This window comes from Gilliamella sp. W8136 (assembly GCF_016101285.1).
GTDB lineage: Bacteria > Pseudomonadota > Gammaproteobacteria > Enterobacterales > Orbaceae > Gilliamella > Gilliamella apicola_N.
In genome coordinates this window covers 1-15762 of sequence record NZ_JACFQU010000002.1, presented here as the reverse complement: position 1 = coordinate 15762, position 15762 = coordinate 1, and the positions used below count along the sequence as shown (strand labels likewise).

General features: G+C 32.6%; 17 protein-coding genes and 1 tRNA gene. 7 read left to right on the top strand and 11 right to left on the bottom strand.

What is annotated here, in order from left to right; translation table 11 throughout:
- The first annotated feature begins 4 nt into the window (after positions 1–4).
- The 3 genes from hemB to H3T96_RS01270 all read left to right on the top strand — a co-directional run bounded on the left by hemB (position 5) and on the right by H3T96_RS01270 (position 3060).
- Positions 5–1018, top strand: coding sequence for a porphobilinogen synthase (hemB, locus tag H3T96_RS01280; RefSeq protein ID WP_086327644.1), 1014 nt, complete (start codon positions 5–7; stop codon positions 1016–1018).
- A 383-nt stretch (positions 1019–1401) separates the two neighbouring features.
- Positions 1402–2172, top strand: a complete 771-nt coding sequence (locus tag H3T96_RS01275) for an IS1 family transposase (protein WP_144091807.1) — start codon at positions 1402–1404, stop codon at positions 2170–2172.
- Positions 2173–2259: 87 nt separating this feature from the next.
- The gene (locus tag H3T96_RS01270; protein ID WP_144091806.1) at positions 2260–3060 is read left to right on the top strand and encodes a hypothetical protein; all 801 of its coding nucleotides are present in this window, start codon (positions 2260–2262) and stop codon (positions 3058–3060) included.
- A 32-nt stretch (positions 3061–3092) separates the two neighbouring features.
- Here H3T96_RS01270 and nudC read toward each other — a convergent pair whose 3' ends face one another.
- From nudC to epmB, 6 genes are all read right to left on the bottom strand, one after another.
- The gene (gene nudC, locus H3T96_RS01265) at positions 3093–3896 is read right to left on the bottom strand and encodes an NAD(+) diphosphatase (RefSeq protein WP_144091805.1); all 804 of its coding nucleotides are present in this window, start codon (positions 3894–3896) and stop codon (positions 3093–3095) included.
- A 58-nt stretch (positions 3897–3954) separates the two neighbouring features.
- Positions 3955–5571, bottom strand: a complete 1617-nt coding sequence (yidC, locus tag H3T96_RS01260) for a membrane protein insertase YidC (RefSeq protein WP_144091804.1) — start codon at positions 5569–5571, stop codon at positions 3955–3957.
- Entirely contained in the window at positions 5571–5813 is a 243-nt protein-coding gene (gene yidD, locus H3T96_RS01255; protein WP_232356405.1) for a membrane protein insertion efficiency factor YidD, read from the bottom strand. The genes yidC and yidD overlap by 1 nt, the downstream gene beginning before the upstream one ends.
- Before the next feature lie 47 nt (positions 5814–5860).
- On the bottom strand, positions 5861–6217 hold the full coding sequence (gene rnpA / locus H3T96_RS01250; RefSeq protein WP_086327145.1) for a ribonuclease P protein component: 357 nt from the start codon (positions 6215–6217) through the stop codon (positions 5861–5863).
- An 11-nt stretch (positions 6218–6228) separates the two neighbouring features.
- Positions 6229–6369: a 50S ribosomal protein L34 gene (rpmH, locus tag H3T96_RS01245; RefSeq protein WP_025314679.1), complete on the bottom strand. Its 141-nt coding sequence runs from the start codon at positions 6367–6369 to the stop codon at positions 6229–6231.
- A gap of 331 nt (positions 6370–6700) precedes the next feature.
- Complete coding sequence (gene epmB / locus H3T96_RS01240; RefSeq protein WP_144091803.1) at positions 6701–7729, bottom strand: EF-P beta-lysylation protein EpmB; 1029 nt, start codon at positions 7727–7729, stop codon at positions 6701–6703.
- Positions 7730–7761: 32 nt separating this feature from the next.
- On the opposite strand from epmB, the gene efp reads away from it, so the two are divergent.
- Entirely contained in the window at positions 7762–8328 is a 567-nt protein-coding gene (gene efp / locus H3T96_RS01235; RefSeq protein WP_034882790.1) for an elongation factor P, read from the top strand.
- Between the two features lie 158 nt (positions 8329–8486).
- Here efp and trmL read toward each other — a convergent pair whose 3' ends face one another.
- The 4 genes from trmL to thiI form a co-directional block, all read right to left on the bottom strand.
- Complete coding sequence (gene trmL / locus H3T96_RS01230; protein WP_086326980.1) at positions 8487–8972, bottom strand: tRNA (uridine(34)/cytosine(34)/5-carboxymethylaminomethyluridine(34)-2'-O)-methyltransferase TrmL; 486 nt, start codon at positions 8970–8972, stop codon at positions 8487–8489.
- A 22-nt stretch (positions 8973–8994) separates the two neighbouring features.
- Positions 8995–10374, bottom strand: coding sequence for an envelope stress sensor histidine kinase CpxA (cpxA, locus tag H3T96_RS01225; RefSeq protein ID WP_086326979.1), 1380 nt, complete (start codon positions 10372–10374; stop codon positions 8995–8997).
- A gap of 41 nt (positions 10375–10415) precedes the next feature.
- Entirely contained in the window at positions 10416–11129 is a 714-nt protein-coding gene (locus tag H3T96_RS01220; RefSeq protein WP_086326978.1) for a response regulator, read from the bottom strand.
- A 131-nt stretch (positions 11130–11260) separates the two neighbouring features.
- Complete coding sequence (thiI, locus tag H3T96_RS01215) at positions 11261–12712, bottom strand: tRNA uracil 4-sulfurtransferase ThiI (RefSeq protein WP_086326977.1); 1452 nt, start codon at positions 12710–12712, stop codon at positions 11261–11263.
- Between the two features lie 424 nt (positions 12713–13136).
- On the opposite strand from thiI, the gene secG reads away from it, so the two are divergent.
- The 3 genes from secG (at position 13137) to H3T96_RS01200 (ending at position 15038) form a co-directional block, all read left to right on the top strand.
- Positions 13137–13511, top strand: a complete 375-nt coding sequence (secG, locus tag H3T96_RS01210) for a preprotein translocase subunit SecG (protein ID WP_144091802.1) — start codon at positions 13137–13139, stop codon at positions 13509–13511.
- A gap of 7 nt (positions 13512–13518) precedes the next feature.
- Positions 13519–13604: transfer RNA gene (locus H3T96_RS01205), tRNA-Leu, on the top strand.
- Positions 13605–13787: 183 nt separating this feature from the next.
- A complete protein-coding gene (locus H3T96_RS01200) occupies positions 13788–15038 on the top strand; it encodes an integrase domain-containing protein (protein ID WP_144091801.1) in 1251 nt (416 codons plus the stop codon).
- A 140-nt stretch (positions 15039–15178) separates the two neighbouring features.
- Here H3T96_RS01200 and H3T96_RS01195 read toward each other — a convergent pair.
- Positions 15179–15762, bottom strand: a 584-nt coding sequence (locus H3T96_RS01195; RefSeq protein ID WP_144091800.1) for an IS3 family transposase, incomplete at its 5' end; no start/stop codon positions are given.

The following is a 15762-nucleotide window of genomic DNA, read 5'->3' as shown; positions in this document are numbered from 1 at the left end:
TTTTATGTCATCGTTTATTACCGGTCAGTACCCCAAGCGCCGCTTACGCCGCAATCGTGTTTATGATTTTAGTCGCCGTTTAGTTGCAGAAAATCAGCTAACGATTAATGATCTAATTTATCCTGTTTTTATCGTTGAAGGAAACAATATCACTGAACCTGTTTCATCCATGCCAAACGTTAATCGAATGAGTATTGATATACTATTAAAAGAAGCTGAATATGTGGCTAAACTAGGTATCCCTGTTCTTTCATTATTTCCAGCCATTGAACCTGCAAAAAAATCATTACTCGCACAGGAAGCTTATAATGAAAATGGATTAGTACCCAAAGCGATTCGAGCATTAAAAAAAGAAATTCCTGAGTTAGGTATTCTAACTGACGTAGCCCTTGACCCTTACACAACGCACGGACAAGATGGTATTATTGATGAACATGGTTATGTGCAAAATGATATATCTGTCGAAATTCTTGTTAAACAAGCGTTAATTCAAGCCCAAGCTGGTGCAGATATTATCGCGCCAAGTGATATGATGGATGGACGCATCGGCGCAATTCGCGATGAGTTAGAAAAGCATAATTTTGTTAACACTCAAATCATGGCGTATTCAGCTAAATATGCTTCAAGTTTTTATGGTCCTTTTCGTGATGCCGTTGGATCCGCTCCCAATATAAAAGGCGGTAATAAAAAAACTTACCAACTTGATCCCGCCAACAGTAATGAAGCTTTGCAAGAAATTTATCAAGATCTTAGCGAAGGGGCTGATATGGTCATGGTAAAACCAGGTATGCCTTATCTTGATATGGTTAGAAGAGTAAAAGAAAGCTTCGCCGTTCCAACATTTGCTTATCAAGTTTCTGGCGAATATGCCATGCTGTGCGCAGCAATTGAAAATGGTTGGTTAGATAAACAATCCGTAATCATGGAATCCTTACTTTGCTTTAAACGTGCTGGTGCAGATGGAATATTAACTTATTTCGCTAAACAAGTAGCCGAATGGTTAGTTCAAAAACAATAAGATTTAATGAACTCACAATAAAAATCCCCATATTTATATAGTGGGGATATTTATTAAAAAAGTAAAAGACCTCATTTATTTTATTGGATTTATTCATTCTATTTTTTTACAAAATTAGCTATTAAATATAAAAATTTTTTCAAGTTTCCACAAGTGACTAATGGTAGTTCAATTTTATTATCATGATTTGAATTTTATAGCATCACTCTTTTCATAATTATTTTGTCTATCAATTGTGAAATATTAATAATTAAAATAATTTAATGCCAATATAAAATTAACAACCTGTGTTTCATAAAGCATGTAAAAAAGTTTCAGGAAAACTATATGTTTATGTAAAAATTTGGTAATATTTCATCAGATTAGTAACAAAGGAATGAAAAATGATTTATGAACTCATACCGAATGAATTACATAAAGAGCTTAATGATTTTCTTAATGATTTAGAGAGAATAGCTTCACAACATGTTGAGTTTTGCCCTTTTTGTGATAAAAAGGAATTTTATTTAATCCGTTCAAAACCAACTACCACTTACCGTTGTAAAGCTTGCTATAAATATTTTACGGCAGCAACGAATACACCTTTTAACCGTCTAACGCCTTTTAATTGGTTAGAAACCATTTTTGTTAGCCGTATAAAAAATTACAGTTATCAGGCAATAGCAAATATATTTGACTGTTCAACTGAGAAAATAATGCGCCGTGACCATGCTATAATTAATTACTTAAAGTTACATTATTTATCATTATATAAATGGTATATCAATAAACAACAGACAACCTTAAATCCAATCTTAATTGAACAACATAATTATATCAAATCAAAAATAAATACTTTACTTAATACGCAAACACCCCCTTGTTTACACTGTAACTCAACAGAAACGGTCAAAATAGGCAAACGAACATGTTACCGGTGTAAACGATGTCGACATAGTTTTAATCTTTTAAGCAATACTAAACTAAACCGTTTACCCAAATCTGAATTATGGTTGAGCTTTATTGATTTACTTATAGATGGGCAAGACAATACACAAATAGAAAAAAAACTAAAATTGACGAACAATACCGTAAGGCGATGGCGAGCTGTATGGCGTGAAATGATGATAAATTGGAATTGTGAAGCACTATCTATTTGGTGTAAAGGTCATTAAAACAGTAAACATAGTATGATGAGTTATAGTTTGATGTTCTACTCTAAATATTTTTAAACAATAATACTAATAATGGAAGATAATGTTATGAAAAAATATATTTCTCTTTTAAATATAAGTTTATGTAGCAGTATATTATTAATTAGTGGTTGTGATGACAAAAAAACAACTAATAGAAACCCAACTCAAATTGCGGTTATTAACAGTTATCTTTTTCATACAGAACCAGAATTATTACCAGATAACAAATTATTTAAACAGCAAAAAATTGAAGGTTCATCGAATAAATTAATTAACTATAATAATCTAGGCTATGTAGATAATTATAATTTAGATGGATTATATGGTGAAATCAATTATGATAAAGCCAAATACATTTACGGGATGAAAGAAACTAGAAATGAATATGGAATTACCTTTGACAATGCAAAAAACATTCTTGGCATGAAAAATAGTAATGGAGATATCGTTGCTATTTCTGAATTTGATGAGCAAGGCCATTTAGTAGAAACAACTTTATCTCACTTTGCAGAAAATAATATTATTTTTAATAGCAAAATAATTTATGAACAAGATCGAGTTGAGATGATTTTATATAATGCTTATATTCCAGTTAATGAAAAAACCAAATTTCCTGTGTTAGTACAAGAAAAAGATATTATTTACAATGATAATAATCAATTAGAAAAAACTATCACTAAATCATTTAAACTATCATCGAATGGTGACATCATAATTAATAACAAAAACGAACAAGAAATTGAAATAACTGAAATTTGTACTTATTCTGATTATAATGAAAACCGAGATTGGACAAAAGCAATCTGTGTAACGACTGGTAATGAGTCAAAAACCGTTAATTTAATAAGAACCATTGAATATCAATAGATTTATTTTTTTTAATACTAAAGAGAATATGATTAATCATTACCATATTCATCATATTCTCGGCAAAGTATAATGGTATCTTCAATTAAGCGCCGAGCAATGGTCCCATATTCGGGAATCTTAGGTAACTGAGAATAATGGTACCAGTTTGCTTCAACTAATTCGCTAGTATCTACTTGAATTTCACCACTTTCATAATCTGCCAAATAAGCCATCATCAATGAATTAGGAAACGGCCAAGGCTGCGATCCTATATAACGAATATTTTTAATTTTTATTTTCGCTTCTTCAAATACTTCTCTCTTAACAGCCATTTCCATTGTTTCACCAATTTCAGTAAAACCAGCTAAAACAGTGTATAAGCTATCTTGATTATGTCTAACATGTTTTGCCAATAATATTTTATTTTGTTTGCGGATAGCGACAATAATAGATGGCGAAATTTGTGGATAATAGCGTTCATTACAGTTGTGACACATACAACACCATTCCGTTGTACTATTATGCATTTCGTGACCACAATAACCACAATATTTATGAGAACGATAGAACTCTGATAATTGAACAGCTCGCCCAGCCAAATAAAATAATGATTGTTCATTATTATCAAGCAAAGAGCGAATTGAACTCATTGCTGTTTTCATTTCTTGGCAAATAAGCCAAGCTGTTTGCCCATTCCACTCACCAATAGGTTGGGCAATTAGATTTTTAAAACCTAATTGGCTGGCATCGCCAACAGGAACTTCACCATTTGGTAACCATAGTCGTCCATTTTTACTGACAAACCAATAACCTGTTTCATTACCATTCAAATTTATTTGTTGTTGTATATTCATATCAATTTACACCAAAAGCAACGAAAAAGGAGGGTCTTAACCTCCTTTATTATCAATATTATTTCTTTTTCTTCTCGTGAAGTCCTTTTTTCTCAAGTTCCCAATAAATGATGTATTGTTGGGCAATTGTAAATAAGTTACTTACGATATAGTATAAAACTAAACCTGATGGAAACCATAAGAAGAATACTGTAAAGATTAATGGCATATAAATCATTAATTTTTTCTGTAATGGGTCAACTGCTGGTGTTGGAGACATCTTCTGAATTAAGAACATGGTGCCACCCATTAATAAAGGAAAAATATAATAAGGGTCTTGTGCGGATAAGTCATAAATCCAAAACGCAAATGGGGCATGACGTAACTCAACTGCATTACTTAACATATAGAATAATGATAAGAAAATTGGCATTTGGATAAATATTGGCAAACAACCACCGATTGGATTTACTTTTTCTTGTTTATAAATCGCCATGGTTTCCACACTCATTTTTTGTTTATCATCACCATAACGTTCTTTCAATGCTTCTATACGAGGTTGTAATAGCTTCATTTTTGCCATTGAACGATATTGTGCACGTGTTAATGGGAATAAAATACCACGGACAATAAAAGTAATAATAATAATTGCAAAGCCCCAGTTACCAACAAAACTATGAATAAATTTTAATAAATAAAATAGAGGTTGTGATAAGAACCATAACCAACCATAATCTACGGTTAAATCAAGATGATTGGCAGTCTCTTTCAATTGGTTTTGAATTTCTGGTCCCAACCATAATTTTGCACTAATAGTTTGACTATTACCTGGTTGAATAATAGTTGATTCACCTTTGAAACCAATCGTTGCTTGAGATTTATTAGCTGTAGCTCGAGAATAAAATAAATTATTTTGATCCTGAGCTGGCACCCATGCTGTTACAAAATAGTGTTGTAGCATTGCAACCCAACCTGTTTGGGTACTCACATCTAAAGCTTTATCTTTTATATCATCAAAACTATATTTGCTATAGTTAGTTTTAGAACTAGAATAAGCTGCACCACGAAAAACATTTAGGCCTAATCCTCCGCCACCTTCAGTCACAGTACCTTTAGGTAACTCTATAGTTTGTTTTAATTGACCATACATCGAAACATCAATAGGACTTCCACTTTGGTTATTTATGTCATATTGAACATCAATAGCATAATTACCGCGATGCAATATATAATATTTAGTATAGCTAACACCATTAACCTGATAAGTCAATGGAACACGCAATTCATCTTGTCCATCAGCTAATACGTATTCGGTTTGTTCTGTTTGATATACTGGTCGTTTTGATCCTTGAATTGCATTGTCAGGGCCATCTTTACCAGTTAGACCGCTTTCAGCAATATAAACAAAATCAGGAGTTGATGTTAATAATTGGAAAGGCGTACCTGAATGAAGCGTCTGATCATATTTTAATAATTGAGCAGATTGCACATCGCCACCATAAGTATTGATAGTAAGTGATAATACATCTGATTTTACAGTGATTGTTTTACCAACCTCGGTATTATCTTCACCTAGCTGTTGTGTTAACTGGTTAATCACAGGCGGCTTAGGAGCATGATCTTCTTCCCATGCTTTCCAAATAAAAAAAGATACAAAAAGTAAAGCAATGACTAAAATATTACGTTGAGATCCCATTAGTGTTTTTCTCTATTGGTTTTAATTTTTGGAGGAACAAAATCTTCTCCTCCTTCATGTAAAGGGTGACATTTTAATACACGTTTAACCATTAGCCAACCACCTTTTATTAATCCAAAGCGTCTTAATGCAATTACAGCATATTGTGAACATGACGGCGTAAAACGGCACTTTGGACCAAATAAAGGACTAAGGATACGTTGATATATACGAATAAAAAAAATAAAAATATTAATTATCAATAAATTAAATGCACAAACATGCCTTTTTATCATTAATTTTATTTTATTTAAATTTTTTGTTTGGCTATGATTCGTTGGCATAGTTTATCGAATATCTCGACTATTTGTTGATTATTTAAGTCAATAACAGGAGATTTAGCCATCAGAATAAAATCAATATTAGGGAATTGATGTTGATGATAACGAAAATATTCTTTCACAAGCCGTTTGATACGGTTACGTTCATGGGCACGTTTTACCTGCTTTTTAGCTATGGCAAATCCCAAACGAGCATGCGTTAAATTATTTCTACGTGAAACAAGCGTGAGAAAAGGAGATCCAGCTCTGATGGATTCTTGGAAAACATAACTGAAATCAAAGGGAGTTAACAATCGCAACTCCCGAGGATAAGTGAATTTAATCACTCAACTTTAAATCAGCTAGCAACAGTTAAACGAACACGGCCTTTAGCACGACGGCGAGCAAGAACTTGACGACCGTTTTTTGTTGCCATACGAGCACGGAAACCGTGAGTTCTATTGCGTTTTAATACTGATGGTTGAAATGTGCGTTTCATGACGATTTATATCCAAATCTAATTTATCAACAAGGTTGTAGAGTGTAAACTCCACAGCATTAATTAAAGAGGTCGGAATTATAGTGTTTATTTCTTTTGTCGTCAATGAGATTTTAACAGATAAATTTTTAAGAAATCCATTAACATCTGATTAAGATACATTTATAGAAAAAACTGATACATACCCTATTAATTTAAGCGTATATTTTAATCTTTATTATCGATAAATAATCGGCAAAATAATAGTTTATTAGATTAATTTATCTTCTTTATAGATTGATATAGTGTATCAAAAACAATTCCAAAAAAAGAGATACGAAAATTAAATTTCTTAATCACTAAACGCAATGACACGCTTACTTTTTTCACCACCTATTTCACGAGCTAATTTAGGCACTAAATATCCTGAAACTTGAGCTGCTAGTTGTTTCATTATTTGTTTGGCTTTTTCATCATTTACCATAAAGTGAGCAGCTCCCTGCACCTTATCAAGTAAATGGATATAATAAGGCAAAATGCCAATATCAAATAGCTTATTACTTAGTTGCGCTAATATTTCGGCTTTATCGTTAACATTTTTTAATAAAACACTTTGATTAAACACAGTTACACCCTGATGTTTTAATAGTGAAATAGCTTTAGCTACATTTTCATCAATTTCATTTGGATGATTGATATGAGTAACCATGATAATTTGTAATCGGCTTTTAGCAAATAGCTGACAAATTGCTGATGTAATTCTTGATGGTATAACAACAGCTAAACGAGTATGAATTCGTAACCGTTTGATGTAAGATATCTTTTCTAATTCTCTTATCAAAAATTCAATCTCATGATCTTTAGCCATTAAGGGATCTCCTCCAGAAAGGATAATTTCATCAAGTTCTGGATGATTGGCGATATAATCAAGCGCAATACTAAGATTCTTTTTATTTCCTTGGTTTTCATGGTAAGGAAAATGTCGTCTAAAACAATAACGACAATTTATCGCACAAGCCGTTTTAGTAATTAATAAAGCACGATTATGATATTTATGTAGTAATCCTGGAATAGTATTTTGTTGTTCCTCCAAAGGATCATTACTGTATCCATCTACATGAATCATTTCATGATCATCGCAAAGAACTTGTAATAACAATGGATCTTTATAATCGCCCTTTTTCATTCGATTTATAAAAGCCATAGGAACACGAAGCGGAAATTGTTTTTTCGCTTGTAACATAGGGATTGAAATGGAATTAGGATCTAATTCTAAATAAGAATAAAGTTCCTTGATATCTGTCACGACATTGTTTAGATCTAATATCCATTCATCTTTATTATTTGGTAGTTCAATTTTTTGCTGTATAATATGACTCATTTTTGTAATTCAGAATGATAGTTGGAGCTTTTATGGCATCTTATAGTACAAATGAGTTTAAAGCTGGTCTTAAAATAATGCAAGATGGCGAGCCTTGTGTAATTGTTGAAAATGAATTTTATAAGCCTGGTAAAGGACAAGCAATTAACCGAGTAAAAATTAAAAAACTACTTTCAGGCAAAACAGTTGATAAAACTTTTAAGTCAGGTGAATCAGTTGAAGCCGCTGATGTAGTTGATATGAATTTAACATATTTATACACAGATGGTGAATTCTGGCATTTTATGAATAATGATACTTTTGAACAACTATCTGCCGATGCTAAAGCCGTTGGTGATAATGCAAAATGGTTAGTTGATCAAGCTGAATGTATCTTAACATTGTGGAATGGTCAACCTATCGCTGTTACACCTCCAAATTTTGTTGAACTAGAAGTTATTGAAACCGATCCGGGCTTAAAAGGTGATACAGCAGGAACAGGCGGAAAACCAGCAACTTTATCAACTGGTGCGGTTGTTCGTGTACCATTATTCGTGCAAATTGGTGAAGTGCTTAAAGTGGATACTCGTTCAGGTGAATACGTATCACGTGTTAAATAATTATGGTTGTTTTATACCGCTATATTTTTAAACAAAAAAAAGAGGTTACATTAACCTCTTTTTTTGTTTAAACTAGTTTTCAAATGGCTTATATTTAATTCAATGACAACAAATTTATCATTTATATTAATTATGATCACTTCATTGTTAATAATGAATTAATTAAATTGTTTTGCACCAAAATAATTTAATTGGCGCCATGATTCATAAACCACAACCGCAACAGAGTTAGATAAATTCATACTTCGACTATTAGCTACCATAGGAATACGAATCTTTTTATCTTGCGGTAATGCATCAAGAACTGAAGCTGGTAAACCTCTAGTTTCGGGACCAAACATCAAAAAATCATTATATTTAAAATTCACTTCACTATGAGATTTTTGACCTTTAGTCGTTAATGCATAAACTTGCGTAATTAGGTCAAGTTGGTTTACCTCTAAAAAATGAGTAAGATTTTTATAACGCGTTACGTTGACAAATTCTTGATAATCAAGACCTGCTCTTCTCAGCTTTTTGTCATCCCAAAAGAACCCCATTGGTTCTATAATATGCAAATTAAAACCTGTATTAGCACAAAGACGGATGATGTTACCTGTATTAGCTGGAATTTCTGGCTCAAATAAAACGATATTTAACGCAATGTTTGACACAATACTTTCTCTTCTATTGTTTATATTTTTGAATTGGTAATACTATCACAATTCTAAGTCCTCCAAGATGACTTTTCTCTGCTTTAACATTACCATGATCTCGCATGATAGCATTAGCAACAATAGCTAGCCCTAAACCAGTTCCTCCTGATTGACGATCTCGCGCTTCACTAGTACGATAAAATGGTCTAAAAATTTGCTCAAGCTCCTTGTCAGCGACACCAATTCCATCATCGTCAATACTGATTATTATCTGATTTTGCTGCGCAATAAAGTTAACAACGATTTCATGATTAGAATAGCGGAATGCATTACGTATAACATTTTCAAGAGCACTACATAAAGCCATAGGATAACATAAAATAGTATGACTAGTTGGAGGGTTAGTCACTAAAAACTTTTTCCCTATTTGTTCTGCCTCAAATGTCGCATTATCAAGTACTTGTTTGAATAGTGAACTAATTTTCTTAAATTGACGAATTTCATTATTATCATATTGTTGTCTTGCTAATGATAATAAATCACCAATCATAGAATCAAGCTTTAATGCTTCATTATTGATCCTTATAACTTCATTACTTTCGCCTTGTTTATGTCGTAATAAAGAAGTAGCAAGTTGTAAACGTGTTAAAGGAGTACGTAATTCATGAGAAATATCGGAAAATAGGCGTTGTTGTACTTCTTGCATCCGTTTAAGTTCTCTTAACATATGGTTAAAGCTAGCGCCTGTTGCTTTATATTCAGTAGAACCTATTTTTTCTAGCTCTGGCCACTCTTGTAAATTACCTTTAGCAACTTGATCTGCTGCTTTTTTTAATCTTCGCGCAGGTTTAGCAATACTCCATGACAACCATAATAAAAAAGGGGAACTGATTAACATCATTAATGTTAATAACAATAGAGGATGATCAAAAAGTAAATTAACAAATTGAGATTGAACATCGGATGCTGGTTGTAAAACATATAATTGATACGGTTCATCAGCATAATGAACCAAGAATGGACCTATAATCTCTTGAAAATCATAAATCTTTTTAGCAGGATCGGAAATGTTATGTGATATTTCGCTAAAGTTTTTAACTAAATCAATATTCTTGGTATCGGCAGTAATGTATTGCCCACTTGGAGTTACAATAAATAAAAATTGACCCGATTTTTGGTAAGTATCCATTACAACAATAAAACGCATCCACCACCTAAAGCTATCTTTAGGCACATTAGATAGATCTTTTTCTATTTGTTCAGCTAATTCATTGCCTGTTTCGCGCTCTTTATTTGCAATGTAAGTTAAGTTTCTAGAATCTAAATTTGGTAATAAAATGATTAATGCCAAAAAAAAAGCTATCGTTAGAAGGAAGATAGTGAAAATTCGAACAGTTAAACGATCAAAAATCCACATATCATCACACCTAGTTTAAAACTATATTGATGTTGTTATACATCATCATTACTACTATCAATAACAAATAAATAACCCTTAGAACGTAATGTTTTAATCCACGGTAAACCATCACTACGAGGAGGTAGTTTTTTTCTTAAATTAGATACATGTACATCAATTGAACGAGCAAGTGGAATAAATTCCTTACCTAAAACTGTTTCGCTCAACGTATCTCTAGATATGATTTTACCACCATTTTCGAGAAATTTAAGTAATACTTGAAATTCCGTACCCGTTAATTCTATATATTTATTATCATAATAAACTGACTGCTGTTTTCGATTTAATACCAACTTATCAACTGTATACTGTTGGGGAAGATCATCTGTTTCGTTAACTAAATTATCCCAACGGGTTCTACGTAATAGTGCGTTGATTCTAGCTATGAGTTCTCTATCATTGAAAGGCTTTAAAATATAATCATCAGCACCAAGTTCAAGCCCAATAATTTTATCATATTCATTATCTTTAGCCGTCAAAAAAATAACAGGGACTGTAAATTTGCTTCTAAGTTGAGATAATACATTTAACCCATTCATTTCTGGCATCATTATATCGAGCAGAATCAAATCAAATGACATATCAAACTTTTCTAAAGCTTGCACGCCATTATTCGCCGTTTCAACTTCAAATCCCTCTAGCTCAAGAAGTTCGGATAACAACGAGGCAATTTCTGGATCATCATCCACTACAAGTAATTTATTCATTACAATCCTCTGTTTACTCATTTATCATATTTATTTTTATCGAATTACATCAAGATTTCACACTTTACCAAGTTATTATATATGCAAAAAATACTATCAATACTAACAATATAGTAAATAATTGTTAAGTTCTACAATTTTAATACTTTAACATTAGAAAATCCTTGATCAATAAGATAAAGAGCTTGTAATTTACTCATCACTCCGCGGTTGCAATAAAGCAAATACTGCTTGCTTTGATCCAAATCACCAAACTGGGAAGCTAATTTATAAAAAGGAATTAATTTAATTTCAACATTATCGTCTAATAGTAAAGGATCATCCTCTTGTTCATCTGAAGGGCGAATATCAATAATAATATGATCGTTATTAAGAATAGATACAGTCTCAACCTGTTGAATTGTTGTGTCTGATTGTTTAGCTATCTCACGAATATCAATGTTTTCTGCATCTTCTATAGCTTTATTAAGTATTGAAAAATCAAAATTCAACTCTTCTGCTTCAATTTTTTCTTTAATGGCTTTAACAGTAGGACTTTTAGATATTACACCACAAAATTCAGGCATGGTTTTAGCAATATCTTCAGTGCCGATTTGTCGAGCAAGATTGATAATGGTTTCTTTATCATGAGTAATTAGTGGGCGTAAAATCAATGTATCACTAACATTATCAATTAAGCGTAAATTAGTTAATGTTTGACTTGATACTTGACCAAGAGCTTCACCTGTCACAAGTGCTTGCACATTATAACGCTGAGCTATTTTAGATGCGGCACGGATCATCATTCTTTTTAAGACTACACCCATTTGTCCATCATCAATTTTTTCCAAAATCTCACCAACGACATCTGAAAAATTGATAGCAATAAAACGTACTTTATGTGAACTTCCAAAACGTTCCCATAAATAGTGAGCCATCTGTTTTACACCAATTTCGTGAGTTTTTCCGCCAAGATTAAAAAAGCAATAATGAACTCGGCTACCTCGTCGCATTAACATATAACTTGATACCCCTGAGTCAAATCCACCAGAAATCAGTGAGATAACATCTTCTTGAGTACCTGTCGGGAAACCACCAATACCATCATGTCGGCCTTTAACAAGTAATAACTTATCATTGTCAATTTCTAAATTAACCGTAACCTCAGGGCGTGTTAGCTTTACCTTAGCTGAAGGCACATATTTATTAAGTCCACCACCAACGTAACGTTCAACATCAATTGAAGTAAAATCATGCTTTCCTCTGCGTTTAACCCTTACACAAAAAGTTTTATTTTCAATTAATGGGGCATAGTAATTTAAAGCTTTTTCGAAAATATCATGCATATCGACATAAGTTAGTTCATCGACAGCTAGAATGTGATGAATACCAGGGATTCGGGTTAGCAGTTCTAGAATCAAGGTTTCACTATTTGCTATTTTTGGACGAACTTCAATAAAATCCCAATGACGAATAACAGCAACATCTTCTATATGATGTTTTAATATATTACGAATATTACTAGTTAATATTTTGATAAAACGTAAACGAACGGAATCACTTTTAATCGTGATTTCAGGAAAGAGTTTAACAATAAATTTCATAAAACTAAGGTGTGATCTAAATAAAAATAGCGGTCATTATACTGTTTTTCTAAAAAAACATACAATTTAATCCAACAAATATTGAATCTAAAATGGATTAGAAAAACAATTTGTTAAATCAAATCATTTGAACATATTAATTTAAAAAGATATTTATTACTGTAACTTGATCATAATTGGTGTAATAAAGTTTTATTTTGTATCTAAAAATAAAGAATTTCTATAAATCAACTACTCTACCGATTAAAAACAGTAAACGAATATAATTTTTTGTATAAAAATTAATATTGATAATAGTTTTAAAACGTCGAAACTCAAATTATACCAACAATACTTTAAATTTTACTTGCTTGTTGCTCTGTCTTTCGTTAATATTTCGCTTCAATAAATTCTGTTGTATAAAACATAAAATTGACAGGTTGAAATGTACGGACTTTTAATTATAAGTTATTTGATCATTGCACTAGCAATAATCGTATTAGTTTTAATTCAGCGAGGAAAAGGCGCCGATATGGGATCTTCTTTTGGTGCGGGTGCGTCAGCAACTTTATTTGGCTCATCCGGAAGTGGGAACTTTTTGACTCGCACAACAACTTTATTAGGTATATTATTTTTTGTGATAAGTATTGTTTTATCTAATTTAGGTAGTCGCGCTCACATCACCTCAACTGGTGAATTTGATAATCTCGAAGATACTGCTCCGGTAACAACTCAGCAAAGCGAAAGTGGCATTACTCCGACAGCAGATCCCGTTGTTCAACCTGGACAAGTAAATCCAACATCAGATATTCCTGAATAAAAACGGCGCCGTGGTGGTGAAATTGGTAGACACGCTATCTTGAGGGGGTAGTGCTCTAAGAGCATGCGGGTTCAAGTCCCGCCCACGGCACCAATTCAATATTCATTAACATTCTTTTAAATCCTTTAAAACACATCAAAACCAACAAATACAAGGCTTAAAACCTATTTTGTTATTCATTAAGCGCCAGTAAGATACATTTACAGCCAGAATTTTTAGGTATATGCTTAGGTATACGAACACAATATACCTAAAACCCGTATACCTAAAATCATTATGGCAAGAAAAACTCTACCATTAACCGACACACAAATAAAAGCAGCCAAACCAAGAGATAAGGATTATTCTTTATTTGATGGTGGCGGTATGTATCTTTTAATCAAAGCGAATAACTCTAAGATTTGGCGTTTTAAGTATACGCGCCCGTATACCAAAAAAGGGGCATTAATAAGCTTCGGAAGTTATCCAGAAGTTTCGCTACAACAAGCGCGAAAACAACGGGACGAAGCACGCGAATTAATTAAACAAGGCATAGATCCTCAAGAACATAAGGCAGAACAAGAGCAACTACAACAAGAAGCTAGCAATAATACTTTTTATGCTATGGCTCAAAAATGGTTTAAATTCAAAACTGAACAAGGATTAGAAGAACAAACCTTAAGAAAAGCTTGGCGCTCATTAGAGAATCATGTTTTCCCATATATAAAAGACATTCCCATTAACCAAGTAACAGCTATTAAAGCAATTAATGCACTACAGCCATTAAATAACAACAATAAATACGAAACAGTTAAGCGAGTTTGTCGGCGAATTAATGAAATAATGTATTATGCTGTCAATATGGGAATTATCGATAATAACCCTCTCGCTAGAATTACCGATGTTTTTAATAGCCCAAAAGTTAAAAATCAGCCAACTATCCCCCCTACTGAATTACCCGAATTTATGCAAGCACTGGCTATGGCAAATATTGAACTACAAACTCGATGCGTGATTGAATGGCAGTTATTAACATTAACGCGACCTAGTGAAGCCGTAGGGGCTAAGTGGGAAGAAATTAATTTAGATAAAAAATTATGGAGTATTCCTGCCGAACGCATGAAAATGGATAGACCACACAATATACCCTTATCACCGCAAGCAATAAAAATACTTGAGATAATGAAATCTATTAATCATAAAAGTGAGTTTGTTTTCCCAACAGCAAGACCGCCTTATAACAAGCCAATGAGTAGCCAAACCGCTAACATGGCAATAAAGCGCATGGGATACAAAGATAAGTTAGTTGCGCATGGATTAAGAGCTTTAGCTAGTACCGCTTTAAACGAACAAGGCTTTAATTATGATGTCATTGAAAGCGCATTATCGCATGTAGATAAAAACGCAGTAAGGCGAGCCTACAACAAAGCAGAATATGAACATCAAAAGCGTATTATGCTTGACTGGTGGGGTGACTTTGTCGAGCAAGCAAGCCAAGGAAATGTCTCACTATCAGGTAACCGCAATTTAAAGCTAGTTAATCATTAACCATATCACGCTATTCATACCGTGCCCCATATTTGGGTTACGATAAAACCATCACTCAAATTTGAGTTATTCACTTCAATAACTTCATATTAAACCCTCCTCATATATCAGAAGTGACCCCATAAAGTTGGACACTTTTATTAAGCGGCTTGTAAGGCCTGATTTCGATATTCAACCGGAGTCAGGCCTTTTAATTTGGCTTTAATCCGTTTGGTGTTGTAGTATTCTATATATTCTTCTATTTTTTCAATCAATTCATCTGCATCTTGAAAGCATTGTCCATGATACATTTCTGATTTTAATAGACCAAAAAAGTTTTCAGCTACCGCATTATCTAAACAATTTCCTTTTCTGGACATACTTTGTTTGATGCCATTATTAGCTAGTAGCTTCTGATAATGATGATTTCTATATTGCCAGCCTTGGTCACTATGTAGTAACGGTTTTTCATACTGTTTTAATCGTGATATCCCTTTTTGAAGCATATCTGTCACCAAGGTCAAACGTGCATTTTTAGCCACTTTATAAGCGATTACTTCTTGATTATATAAATCGATAATGGGCGATAGGTAAATTTTCTGTTCATTTACCTTAAATTCTGTGACATCCGTTACCCATTTTTCATTCGGTCTCGATGATTCAAAATCTCTTTTAAGATAATTATCGGCTGTTTTACCTGTCTCTCCACGATAAGAACGATATTTTTTAGGTCTTACTGTCGATT